At 64.6% G+C, this 13,496-nt stretch carries 6 protein-coding genes; all 6 read left to right on the top strand.

The genetic code is table 11. The features are described 5' to 3' along the window. Positions 1-598 precede the first annotated feature (598 nt). Positions 599-8,086, top strand: a complete 7,488-nt coding sequence (locus H4684_RS19720) for a type I polyketide synthase (RefSeq protein ID WP_192625062.1) — start codon at positions 599-601, stop codon at positions 8,084-8,086. Further along, complete coding sequence (locus H4684_RS19715; protein ID WP_192625061.1) at positions 8,083-9,408, top strand: aminotransferase class I/II-fold pyridoxal phosphate-dependent enzyme; 1,326 nt, start codon at positions 8,083-8,085, stop codon at positions 9,406-9,408. Before H4684_RS19720 ends, H4684_RS19715 begins: the two co-directional genes overlap by 4 nt. Then, complete coding sequence (locus tag H4684_RS19710; protein WP_225940576.1) at positions 9,405-10,598, top strand: polysaccharide biosynthesis/export family protein; 1,194 nt, start codon at positions 9,405-9,407, stop codon at positions 10,596-10,598. Before H4684_RS19715 ends, H4684_RS19710 begins: the two co-directional genes overlap by 4 nt. Before the next feature lie 12 nt (positions 10,599-10,610). Beyond that, entirely contained in the window at positions 10,611-11,387 is a 777-nt protein-coding gene (locus H4684_RS19705; RefSeq protein ID WP_192625060.1) for an ABC transporter permease, read from the top strand. Continuing rightward, entirely contained in the window at positions 11,384-12,046 is a 663-nt protein-coding gene (locus tag H4684_RS19700; RefSeq protein ID WP_192625059.1) for an ABC transporter ATP-binding protein, read from the top strand. The genes H4684_RS19705 and H4684_RS19700 overlap by 4 nt, the downstream gene beginning before the upstream one ends. A gap of 190 nt (positions 12,047-12,236) precedes the next feature. Beyond that, positions 12,237-13,217: a hypothetical protein gene (locus H4684_RS19695; RefSeq protein WP_225940575.1), complete on the top strand. Its 981-nt coding sequence runs from the start codon at positions 12,237-12,239 to the stop codon at positions 13,215-13,217. Positions 13,218-13,496 lie beyond the last annotated feature (279 nt).

The following is a 13,496-nucleotide window of genomic DNA, read 5'->3' as shown; positions in this document are numbered from 1 at the left end:
CCGAGACGGAATACGCAGTTTGGGGCGCAATTTCGATTATATTTTCAATGAACAAAGGTTGTTAGCTACTAATGGCTAACCCCGAAAGTCGAGAACTAAACTAAATACCCACCGTATATAATGTCAAACAGCAAGTGAATGGTTTGCAAGGGTGCTCAGGGGATCGGTGGTGCTGGTTGAAAATCTCCTGCCCTGTCGCGCCCGCTTCCTCGGATTGAAATGGCTGCCTCGGTGCAATGCTGCATGTATTACAGGGTCCAGTATTTCGATGTTTGCGGAGATTGATTTTTTTTTGTCATACGAAATTTGGGGTTGTGTGCGGCGGCTTGTGTGATAAGGGGAGGCGCATTGTTCGGAGTTTGTTGGCGAAAATTGGGCAAAAAAGACATGCTAAATGTTGTCTTGACTTGTGACGCCCTTTTTTGGGAAACGTTTCTTGTTGTTCCGTTTCTGCTTGCGTTCTGGCGCATTTTTTAGATTTGTTCATAAATGAATTTATTTCGCATATTTTTCTACGAATTGGAAAGATGCGCAAATTAATATTATTTTACATATTTTCTAAATCAATTGTATTTTTATTTTATAGTGGAGCTTTTCTTTGCATCAAGGCATTGCGATTATCGGTCTGGCGTTCCGATTTCCTGGAGATTTGAGCGACGACACGGTCTTTTGGGACGCGCTGATACGTAGTAAGTACTTAGTCGGTAGTATTGCTGCTGATCGCTGGGCCGTCGATGAGTTGCGGCATGGCAAGCGCGCCGAGCCAGGACGGAGCGTCACGTTTTCCGCCGGTGTGCTGTCGCGCATTGACCAGTTCGACGCGGGTTTTTTCGGTATCTCCCCCCGCGAAGCCAAGACCCTTGATCCGCAGCAGCGCCTGTTGCTGGAGTTGTCCTGGGAGGCGATGGAGAACGGCTGCGTACTACCCTCCGTACTTGCCGATACTGATTGCGCAGTTTACGTAGGCATTTCGGGCATGGACTACGGCAATCGCTGTATGGACGACCTCGCTGTGATGACGTCCCACTCCATGACCGGCAACGCGCTCAGCATCGCCGCCAATCGGCTTTCCTACGTCTTCGACCTGCACGGTCCTTCCCTTTCCATTGATACGGCCTGTTCCTCTTCCCTGGTGGCCCTGCATCACGCCTGCGGCAGCCTGCGGTCGGGCGAGGCTTCCTGCGCGCTGGTGGGCGGCGTGAGCATGCTGCTGCATCCTTCTCCGTTTGTGGGCTTCACCAAGGCGTCGATGCTGTCCGCCGACGGGAAGTGCAAGGCTTTCGACGCCTCCGGCGACGGCTACGTGCGCGCCGAGGGCGGGGCGGTGCTGCTGCTCAAGCCGTTGGACAAGGCGCTGGCCGACGGGAACTCCATCAAGGCGGTCATCCTCGGCAGCGGCGTCAATTCCGACGGGGCGCGCAAGTCGGGCCTGACCATCCCCAGCGTCGAGGGCCAGATCGAGCTGATGCGCGGCGTGCTGGCCCAGAGCGGGCTTGAGCCCGGCGATATCGACTACGTGGAGGCTCACGGCACCGGGACGGCGGTGGGGGATCCCGTGGAAGCCGCGGCCATCGGGCAGGTTTACGGCCAGTCTCGGCTCTCCCCTTTGCCCATCGGGTCGGTCAAGACCAACCTCGGGCACCTGGAACCCGCCTCGGGCATGGCGGGCCTGGTCAAGGCGCTTCTGTGCCTGCGCAACCACGAAGTCCCGCCGACCCTGCATCTGACCACCCCCAACCCCAACATCGATTTCGCCGGCCTGAATCTCGAAGTGGTCACCCGGCGGCAGCCTCTTGGCGCAGGGGGCGACAAGCCTCTGGTGGCCGGCGTCAATTCGTTCGGTTTCGGCGGCACCAATGCCCATGTCCTGATCCAGGAATTCCGCCGTGAGGACGCCCCTGTCGAAGCCGAGCCCCGTCCGCCGCTGTTTCTTTCCGCGCGCACCGAGGCGGCCCTGCGCGACATGGCCGGCCGTTACGCCCGGTGTCTGGATGGCATGCCGGATGGGCATTTTTACGACGTGGCCTACGGCGCGGCGACCGGGCGCGAGCGGCTGGAGAAGCGGCTCGCCCTGGCCCCTGGTGCGCCGCAAGACGCCGTGCGCGATCTGGCCGCGTATGCCGAGGGGGAATGCCCGGCGTCGGTTTTTGTCGAGGACGCCTTGCCCGAATGCGGCGGGGTGGCCTTTGTCTACTCGGGCAACGGGGCGCAGTGGCTGGGCATGGCGCGCGCCCTGCTCGCCGCTTCCCCCCGCTTTGCCGCCGTTGTGGCGGAAATCGATGCCCAGGTGGGAGCCCTGACCGGATTCTCCATCCTCGATGAACTCCTGGCCGAAGAAGAGGAGTCGCGGCTCGACGACACCGTCGTGGCGCAGCCGCTGCTTTTCGCCATTCAGGTCGGCATCACCACGCTGCTCGAGGAGCGTGGAATCAAGCCCTGCGGTGTGGCCGGGCACAGCGTGGGGGAGGTGGCAGCCGCCTGGGCTTCCGGCGCGCTGACACTGGAGCAGGCCGTGCGGGTCATCGTCTGTCGCAGCGCGGCCCAGGGGGCCACGCACGGTCTGGGAAAAATGGCTGCGGCCTCCATTTCCAGGGACGCCGCGCTGGAAGCCTTGTCCGGCCTGGGCGAGACCCTCGACGTGACCATTGCCGCGGTGAACAGCCCGCACATGGTGACCTTCGCCGGCAGCGCTGGGGACATGACCGCCCTTGGCGACTGTCTGAAAGCCAGGAACGTGCATTTCAAGCTGCTGGACCTCGAGTACGCCTTTCACAGCCGGCACATGGACTCCGTCCGGGACAGCCTGCTCTCGAACCTGGGCGATCTGGCCCCTGCGCCGTGCGCCAGGGCGGTCTTCGTCTCGGCCGTGACCGCCGGCGCCCTTGACGGCCCCTGTCTTGACGCCTGGTACTGGTGGCGCAACGTGCGCGAAACCGTGAATTTCCAAGCCGCCGTGGCCGGGCTTGCCCAGTCCGGGTGCCGCGTCTTCATCGAAATCGGCCCCCACGCCATCCTGCAGCGCTACATGCGCGACACCCTGGCCTCCCTGGACGTCAAAGGCCGGGTCCTGCCCACGCTGCGCAAGAACGCCGACGGCCTGGAGCGCATCGACGAGGTGGCCCTGCGCGCCCATCTGCTGACCGGGCTGAAAGGCGCGGACGTGTTTTTTCCACGGGTCGGCCGCGAAGTCCGTCTGCCCGTCTACCCATGGCAGTACGAACGCCACTGGTACCGGAGTACGCCGGAAAGCCTCCGGGCCATCGAGCGCCGCCGGGTGCATCCCCTGCTGGGCTGGCCCGTGTCCGGACAGGAAACCGCCTGGGAGAACGTGCTCGACCCCGTGGTGTTGCCGTGGCTCTCCGATCACAAGGTCGGCGGGGCCGTCGTCTTCCCCGGCACCGGATATGTCGAGATGGGGCTCGCGGCCGCGCGCCAGTGGCTCGGGAGCGAAATCCTGGCCCTGGAGGAACTCGATATCCTCTCGCCCATGGTCTTTGACGGCGAGCATGCCCGCACCGTGCAGCTGAGCCTCGATCCCCGCGACGGGGGTTTTCGGATCCGCAGCCGCCAGCGCCTGAGCGAGGACCCGTGGACCATGCACGCCGTGGGCCGGGTCGTCGAAGCCGCCTCGTGCGCGCAGCCCCTGTGCCACGTGCCTGCCGACGCCGTGGGCATCGACAGCGCCGACCATTACCGCCTGGCGGCCGAACTGGGCCTGGATTACGGCCCGGCCTTCCAGGCGCTTGACTCCGCCCGCGTGGCGGGTGACCTCCTTGAAGGCCGCCTGCGCGCCGAGTTTCAGGATGCCGCCGGCTACCTGGTTCACCCCGCGTTGATGGACGCCTGCGCCCAGTCGTTGCTGGATTTTTTCCAGGACGAGATAGAATCCGGCGGCGGGGCCGCCCTGCTGCCGGTCAAAACCGGGCGGTTCGTCCTGCTTCGTGCGGACGGCATGGCCGGCTTTCGCGCCCGCCTGCGCCGCCGCGGGGCGCGCTCCGTTCTGGCCGATTTCGACCTGCTGGACGCCTCGGGCGAGGTCATGGCCGTCATGCGCGACTGCCGTTTCCGTGCCGCGCCCTTGTCCAACCGGGACAAATCCCGCATTGCCTCCTGGCGGGTGGTGACCAGGCCCTGTCCGCACCCCGAAGAGTCCGCCTGCCGCATGCTGCCGGACATGGACCAGCTCGCCCTGTGGTGCCGCGAGGCGCTGGAGACGATGGAGCCGCAGCGCGCGGCATGGTTCACGGAAGCGCTGCCCCTGCTCGAAGCCCTGGTCCTGGCCATGGCCCGCGAAGGGTTCGAGGGCTTGAGCGAGGGCGGCCAGGGCCGGGAAGCCTTGGCCGGGCTGTCCTCGTCCCACGGGATCTGGCTCCGGGGGCTCCTGCGGCGCGAGGGCCTGCTCGAGTTCGAGGACGGGCAATGGCGGCTGACCGCCGTGGAGGACTTTCCCCCCGCCGGCGAGATCTGGCGCAACCTGCTGCGGGATTTCCCGGCCTGTCTGCCGCAGCTGGCCCTTCTGGGCCGGGTCGGCCTCCATCTGCCCCGGTTGATGGCCGAGCCGCAACTGAAACCGGACTTCCTGGCCGCCCTGCGGCGCACCCCCGTGGCGGAAGCGTATTACGCGGACCCTGCCTATCTGGGCACGGGCGTGGCCTCCTGGGGCGTTTTGCGCGGCCTTGCCGCCGGGCTGCCACGGGGCAAAAGGCTGCGCGTGCTGGAGGCTGCCGCCGGGCCTGACGGGTGGACGCGCGAACGCTGCCGCATCCTGCCCGAGGACAGGCTGGACTATGTCCTGGCCTTTGCCGACGACAGGGCGCTGGAACGGGCGCAGGCCGAGTTCGGGGACCTGCCCGCGGTCAGCCTGACGGGCCTTGATTGCGCCCAGTGGGGTCTTGGATGCGAGGACGCCCTGCCGCAGATGCACTACGACGTGGTCATCCTCGGCCATGTCCTGCATCGGGCCCGAAGCCCAAGGACCGCCCTGGACTGGGCCAGGGGGATGCTCGCGCCGGGCGGCCTGCTGCTCGTGGCCGAGCGCCACCCCGACTGGAGCGCCGATTTTCTGGCCGGTCTCGACGAGGGGTGGTGGTGCAACAGCCTCCCCGACGCCGCCGGTGGCACCGAACCGGTCTCGCCGCTGCTGGCCCCTGAAGGCTGGCTCGAAGAGCTGGGCACGGAAGGTTTCGACGATGTGGCCTGTTTCACCGAACCGGCCGCCGGGCGGCTCGCCGAAGGCGCGTACCTGGTCATGGGCCGCCGCCCCTTCGCGGCCGCGCCGGATCTGGGCGAGCGTGCCTCCGAACAGTGGCTTTTCGTCATCGACGACGCGTCGTCCCACGCCTCGGATGGCCTGAAGGCGGAGCTGGAGAGCCGTGGCCAGCGCGTCATGGTGGCTCAGGCTCCGGTGGACGAATCCCTTGCGGGCGCGGACCACGTGGCCCTGCTTCTGGGCTGGGGCCAGGCGGTGGAAGACTCGCAGGCCCTGCTTTCCAGCGCGCTGCGCTGCGTGCAGGAGATTGCGGCCCACGGGCGCTCCCCCAGGCTCTGGGTCGTGACCAGGGGCGGGGCGCTGGCCTCGGACCTGCCGCCTGATCGCGAGCGCAACCCCGCCCAGGCGGCCCTGTGGGGTTTGGGGCGCGTGGTCATGAACGAACTGCCCGCGCTGCGCTGCACGCTCATCGACCTGGACGCGCAGCCGGCCGGGGACGACGCCCGGGCCCTGCTCGTCCGGGAGCTGCTGCGTCCCGACGGCGCGAGCGAGATCGTGCTTGGCGCCGACGGCCGGTACTCCCTGGTCCTGGTCGAGGAGGGCCAGGCCGGGGCGCAGGCTCCGGCCGAACGCTTCAGGCTGGACTTTCACGTGCCCGGACGGCTGCGCAACCTCGTGTGGCTGCCCGGACAGGAGCGCGAACTGGAGGCGGAAGACGTGGAGGTGCGCACGCGGTCCGTGGGCCTCAATTTCCGCGATGTCATGTACCTCATGGGACTTTTGCCCGACGAGGCCGTGGAGAAGGGGTTTGCCGGGGCCAGCCTGGGTCTGGAGTTTTCCGGCGTGGTCACCCGCGTCGGGGAGCGGGCGGGGCGCTTCAAGCCCGGCGACGCAGTCATGGGCTTCGGCCCGGCCTGCTTCTCCTCCCACGTGGTCACGCCTGTCCACGCCCTGATGCCCATGCCCGAAGGCTGGACATTCGAGGCGGCCGCCACGGTGCCCACGGTCTTTCTGACCGCCTATTACGCCCTCAGGCACCTGGCCGACCTCCAGCCCGGCGAGCGCGTGCTCATCCATGGCGGCGCGGGCGGCGTGGGCATGGCGGCCATCCAGCTGGCCAGGCATCTGGGCGCGGAGGTCTTCGTCACGGCCGGCAACGACGTGAAGCGCGATCTGGTGCGCCTTCTGGGAGCGGACCATGTCTTTGATTCGCGCAGCCACGCCTTTGCCGACGACATTCTGGCCGTGACCGACGGCCAGGGCGTGGACGTGGTCCTCAATTCCCTGTCCGGCGAGGCCATCCGGCGCAACCTGCGGGTGCTTCGGCCCTTCGGGCGCTTCCTGGAACTGGGCAAGCGCGACTTCTTCGAGAACACCCAGGTCGGACTGCGGCCCTTCAAGGACAACATCAGCTATTTCGGCATCGACGCCGACCAGTTGCTGACCGGCCGCCCGCGTCTGGCCGCGCGCTTGCTGGACGAGGTCATGGCCCTGTTCCACGGCGGCGTGCTGACTCCGCTGCCGTACACGGTTTTTCCGGCCGACAGGGTGGTCGAGGCCTTCCGGTGCATGCAGCAGGCCCGCCACATGGGCAAGATCGTGGTCTCGCTGGAGGACGCCTCCGCACGGGTTCGCCTCACGGCTGCCGCGCCGCAACATGTTCATTTTGAGGAAAACGCCACGTGGCTGGTCACCGGCGGCCTGGCGGGCTTCGGTCTGGAGTCGGCCCGCCGGCTGGCCGCACGGGGCGTGAAGCACCTCGTCCTGGTGAGCAGACGGGGGCTGGACGCTCCCGGGGCGCAGGGCGCGGTGGAGGACTTGAAGGCCCTGGGCGTTGACGTCCTGGCCCTGGCCTGCGACGTGACCGATGAGGGGTCGCTGGCGCACGTCCTGCAGCAGGCCGCGGCAAAGCTGCCGCCCATCCGTGGCGTGCTGCACGCGGCCATGGTCCTCGATGACCGCCTCATCGCCAACCTCGACGCCCAGAGCATGGGCGCCGTGCTGCGGCCCAAGCTGCTGGGGGCGTGGAATCTGCACAACCTGACCCGCGACCTGCCCCTCGAGCATTTCGTGCTCTACTCGTCCATCACCACGGCCATCGGCAACCCCGGTCAGGCCAACTACGTGGCGGCCAACGCCGGCCTCGAAGCCCTGGCGCAGCTGCGCAGGCAGGCCGGGCTCCCGGCGACGTGCATCGGCTGGGGGCCTATCGGGGACGCCGGATACCTGACGCGCAACACCGCCGTCCGGGACAGCCTGGCCCAGCGCTTGGGCGGAAAGCCCCTGGCGGCAGCCGAGGCCCTGGCGCGTCTGGACGAGATGATCGGCTCGCAAAGGGATGGCGCGCTGGCCAACATGGACTGGGCCGTGCTCTGCCGCTTCCTGCCTTCGGCCGAGAGCTCCCGCTTCGCGGTGCTCAACAGGCGGCGCGGGAACGTGGCCAGGGATGAGGCGGAGCTGGATTTCCGTGCCCTGGCCGCGGAGAAGAGCGGCGCGGAGCTCATGGCCATGGTGCGTGATCTCGTCGTGCAGGAGGTGGCGCAGATTCTCTCCCTGAACGCGGACCGCGTCGATCCCGAGCGGCCCCTGCACGACCTGGGCATGGATTCGCTCATGGCCGTGGAGCTGGCACTCGGGCTCGAGAAGCGCTTTGGCGTGCAGTTCCCGGTCATGCTGCTCAACGAATCGCCTTCGGCAACTAGGGTCGCCCAGCGCATCGTGGACCGGCTCAAGGGTGCGGAGGAGGGTGGGGATGCCGCGCCGGACTCCACGGTGGAGAATCTCGCCCGGCAGCATGGCGAGCGGATGAGCGCCGAGGAAATGGAGTACGTGGCCCGCAAAGCCGAGACCGTGCTCGAACAGGAGAGATTGGCATGAGCGCGATGAACAAGGCGCAGCTCATCGGCCGCATTCTCGGGCGCAAGACGGAGTCTCTTGCCGCTGCAGGATCAAAGCCGGTGACGCGGCAGGCAGAAAACGCAGTGTCCGGGAATCTGACCCGTTTTGACAGCCACCCGTGCTACAAGGAAATGCAGGTGCTCATGGGGGCGAGCAGGGCGCTTGGCGTGGACAACCCGTTTTTCAAAACCCATGAGGGCCTCGCCGCGGCCACGACCACCATCGGCCAGCACAGCTACCTCAATTTCTCCAGCTACAACTACCTGGGCTTGAACGGTCATCCCGAGGTCAGCCAGGCCGCCAAGGACGCCATCGACCGCTACGGCGTCTCGGCCTCGGCCAGCCGCCTCGTGGCCGGCGAGCGGCCCGTGCAGCTCGAACTGGAAGAGGCCATCGCCGAACTCTACGAGGCCGAGGACTGCGTCGTCTTTGTCAGCGGCCACGCCACCAACGTTTCGGCCATCGCCACCCTGTTCGGGCCCAGGGACCTCGTGGTCCACGACAGCCTGATCCACAACAGCGTGCTCGAAGGGGCCAAGCTGTCCGGAGCGTCGCGCCGCAGTTTCCCGCACAACGACGTGCGGGCCCTGGACGCGTTGCTCGGGGAAATCCGCGGCCAGTTCGAGCGGGCGCTTATCGTCGTCGAGGGCCATTACAGCATGGACGGCGACCTGCCCGACCTGCCCGCCCTCATCGAGTTGAAGCGCCGGCACGGGTGTTTTCTCATGGTCGACGAGGCCCACGCCTTGGGCGTGATCGGTTCCACGGGCCGGGGCCTGTTCGAGCATTTCGGCGTCGCCCCCGGCGAAGTCGACATCTGGATGGGAACCCTGTCCAAGACCCTGTCCGGGTGCGGGGGGTATATCGCCGGGGAGCGCGCCCTGGTAGACCACCTCAAGTACGCCGCACCCGGCTTCGTCTACAGCGTCGGCATCGCCCCGCCCCTGGCCGCGGCGTCCCTGGCCGCACTGCGCGTCATGCGCAGGGAGCCCGAGCGCGTGCGGCGTTTGCAGGAAAACGGCCGCCTCTTCCTCGAACTGGCGCAGAAGGCGGGCCTGAAGACAGGCTTTTCCCAGGGATTTTCCATCATCCCGCTGATCACCGGCAGCTCCCTGGCGGCAGTCCGCCTCTCCAGCGCCTTTTTCGAACACGGCATCAACGTGCAGCCCGTGATTTACCCCGCCGTGGAGGAGAAGGCCGCGCGACTGCGCTTCTTCCTGTCCGAGGCGCACAGCGAAGTCGATATCCGCCACGCATGCCAGACCGCCAGTAAACTGATCCCGCAAGGAATACTCTCATGAATGCTGCATCAGCCTTGTCCATGAAACCCGTCGCCGCCCTCGTGCTGCTCCTTGTCGGTCTGTCCGGCTGCGCGACCATGCCCGGCTGGATATCCTCGCACGGCCCGAGCCGGGAGCAGGTCCAGGAGCGTCGCGACAACGCGCGCATCCAGGGCATCCAGCTGGTCGACGTCGACGACGCGCTGGCCAGAAAGCTCGCCGCAGCCAAGAAGCTCGGGACCTTTGACGCGGTCTTTCCCGATCCCGGGGCCAACAGCTACCTGGTCGGCCCCGGCGACATCATCGAGGTGTCGGTCTGGGAGACTCCTCCGGCCATGCTTTTCGGGGCCGGGCTGTTCGACCCCTTCGGCGGGAGCATGACCTCGAGCTCGGTCACCCTTCCCGGCCAGATGGTCAATGCGGACGGCATGATCACCGTGCCTTTCGCCGGGCGGGTGCTGGTCAAGGGCCGCACGACGCAGCAGATCGAGGCGGACATCGTCAAGGGCCTGCGCGGCAAGGCCAATCAGCCCCAGGTTCTGGTGCGGGTGGTCAAGAACAACACGTCCAACGTGACCATTGTCGGCGATGTCGGCAAGAGCGCGCTCATGCCCCTGACGCCCAAGGGGGAGCGCCTTCTCGACGCCCTGGCCCTGGCCGGCGGGGTCACGCAGCCGATCAACCGCATGGCGGTCCAGCTGTCCCGGCAGAACCTGACGGCCACCATGCCCCTCGACGCCATCATCCGCGACCCGAAGCAGAATATCCAGCTCACTCCCGGCGACGTGGTCACGGCTCTTTTCCAGCCCCAGAGCTTTTCGGTCCTGGGTGCCACCGGCAAGAACGAGGAAGTGCCCTTCGAGGCCCAGGGCATCTCCCTGGCCCAGGCCCTGGCGCGCTCCGGCGGCCTGAACGACAACCGGGCCGACGCGCGCGGCGTGTTCATATTCCGTTTCGAGGACGAAAAGCTGCTCGGTCCGGTGGAGGCCACGGTCAAAACGGCCGAGGGCACTGTGCCTGTGGTCTACCAGATCGACCTGCGCGACCCGGCGTCCTTCTTCGTGACCCAGAACTTCCCGGTCCAGAACCGCGACGTGATCTACGTGGCCAACTCCCCGGCCGCCGAGTTCGAGAAGTTCCTGAGAATCATCGTGTCCGTGGCCAACCCGACCCTGACCATCAACAACAACATGCAACGGCTCTTCCAGTAGCCGCCCGGAATCATGCGCAGTTCTTTAACCATAACCATTTCCGTCTGGCGGGCCATCTTCCTGCGCGAGGCGCTGGACCGCCTCTTCAGGGAGCGGGCCGCGTGGTTCTGGCTTCTGATCGAGCCCGTGACGCACATCGGCTTTCTGGCGCTCATGTGGGGAGTCGTGCGGACGACCAATATGGGTGGTATGGATGTTGTTGTCTGGCTCATGGTCGGCATGCTGGCTTTTTTCCTGTTTCGCCGCACAGGCATTCAGGTCATGTACGCAGTGGACTGCAACCGCCCGCTTTTCGCCTACCGGCAGGTCAAGCCCTTTGACACAGCCATTGTCCGTGGAGGGCTTGAGGCCTTCATCATGGCCTTGGTGTCGGTGATCATCATAACCATCGTCAACCTTCTGGGCCGCGATGCGATCCCAAGCGATCCTTTACTGGTCATGGGGGCGGCGCTGGGGTTGTGGCTGTTCGGGATGGGGTACGGGCTCATCGCTTCGGTGCTCATGGAACTCGTCCCCGAGCTTGAGCACATCCTGAAGATACTGATGATGCCTCTTTACCTTATTTCAGGAGTCATCTGGCCGCTTTCGTCGATCCCCATGCCGTATCGCGATCACCTGATGCTTAACCCCGTCGCTCATGGAATCGAGGCCATGCGCTTGGGTTACGTGCCTCACTATCATGCGGTGCCGGGACTCAGCCTAAGCTATCTCTATGCCTGCTCCGCGGTCAGCATTTTTCTGGGGCTACTTCTCTATCGACGATATGTATTGCGGTTGGTGATGCAATGATCCGGATCGAAGACGTTCATAAGCGGTACAAAACCGATCACGGCATGGGGCGATGGGTCCTGCAGGGCGTAAGCCTGACCATACCGGCCAACACGAATGTCGGGCTGGTCGGCGTCAATGGCGCAGGAAAATCTACCTTACTGCGCATCATCGGCGGGATGGATTTCCCCAACAAGGGGCAGGTCGTGCGGCAGTGCCGGGTCTCTTGGCCCATGGGCCAGGGCGGGCTGGAGGGGACCCTGACCGGCCGCCAGAACGCCAAGTTCGTGTGCCGGGTGCATGGTCATCAGGATGATCTCTCGGACCGACTGGCCTTTGTGCAGGGCTTTTCGGAACTGGGCCAGGCCTTTGACGAACCGCTCAAAACCTATTCCTCGGGCATGCGGGCACGACTGCAGTTCGCCCTCTCCTTGGCCTTCGATTTTGACGTGTACATTTCCGACGAGGTCACTGCCGCCGGTGATGCCTCGTTCCGCAAGAAGACGGCTGCTGCGTTCAAGGACATGGCTCATCGCGCCGGGCTGATCATGGTCGCCCATGATGAGGGCACGCTGAAGCAGTTCTGCCAGGCCGGCATCTGGCTTGCCGATGGGCAGGCGCACTGGTTCGACAAGATCGATGATGCGCTGAAAGCATACAAGGACAGCATACAGAAATGAACTTTCCAAGGAATTTCCGGTTCGGAGTCATCTGGGCCGCATTCAATGCGACCTGCACACAGGATAAGGACGGGTTACTCTCAGCATGAAAATTTTTCGGTACCTGATCGGACTGGTATTTATCTCGGCATTGGCCGCTGTGGCATATTGGGTGTTCCTCGCTTCGGACCGCTTTGTGTCGGATGCCAACGTGATCATCCGCAAAACCAATTCCGTGAGCGCCCCAGGCTTTGACATTTCGACAATTATCGCAGGTGTCGCCGGGGTCAACCGCTCCGACCAGCTTCTGCTGAGGGAATATCTGCTCTCCGTCGACATGCTTAAAAAACTCGATGCCGAACTGGACCTGCGCTCGCACTACAGCGACAAGAGCCAGGACATCATTTCGAGGATGTGGTTTCAGGATGCCTCCATGGAGTGGTTTCACCGGCATTACCTCTCGCGAGTGAATGTGAGTTACGATGATTTTTCAGGGGTTTTGCGCGTCCGGGTTCAGGCTTACGACCCTGCGACAGCCCGGGATGTCGCCGCCATGCTCGTGCAGGAAGGGGAGCGCTACATGAACCAGATCGGCCATGAACTGGCCGAGGTGCAGGTGCGCTTTCTGACCACCCAGGTCAATCTGGCCCAGGAACGCTTCCGGCAGGCCAGTCAGGCATTGCTCGCTTTTCAGAACGAGAAGGGCCTGGTTTCACCCGAATCCACGGCGGAAAGCATGGGCGCGATCATTGCCAGGCTCGAGGAACAACGCGCCCGCATCCAGACCCAGTTGGCATCCCTGCCCAGGAGCCTGGATCAGAATCACCCCAACATCACCATGCTCCGGCAGTCCCTTGACGCCGTGAACCGCCAGATCGCCCAGGAAAAGGCCAAGCTGGCCGCGCCGTCGGGAAAGACGCTCAACTTCACGGTGGAGGAATTTCAGCGCCTGGAAATGGAGGTCGCCTTCACCGGGGACATCTACAAGTCGGCCCTCATTGGCCTGGAAAAAGGGCGCATGGACGCAACCAGGATGCTGGAAAAGGTCTCGGTGCTCCAGGCCCCGACCCTGCCCGAATACCCCATGGAGCCGCGCCGGATTTACAACGCCGTCGTCACGTTGCTGTTTGCCGGGTTGCTGGCGGGGATCCTTAAACTTCTCGAGAGTATCGTGCTTGATCACGTGGATTAAAGGAGAGACTGTTGAAAAATCCCTTCTGGACTGCGTTGTGAGCCGATTTTGAAGGGCTCATGTAGGCGGCTACACGTCAACCTCCAAAATCGGGTCGCGCCTTGCCAGAATGGTTTTTGAACAGCCTCCAAGAGATTGGACTTTATAATGGGCATTGAAGACATGGATCCCCTTCTTCAAGGGGATGAGTGCGCCCGCGAAGGCGCTTTGTCAGGGTGGTGTAAGTCCACCTCGGGGTAAGCCACACCCCTGAAGTCGAAGGTAACTGCGTCACTGCGA

The sequence above is a fragment of the Desulfomicrobium macestii genome (assembly GCF_014873765.1).
Classification (GTDB): Bacteria; Desulfobacterota; Desulfovibrionia; order Desulfovibrionales; family Desulfomicrobiaceae; genus Desulfomicrobium; species Desulfomicrobium macestii.
Note: the sequence above shows the minus strand (reverse complement) of the source record. Positions and strands in the feature narration are given on the sequence as shown.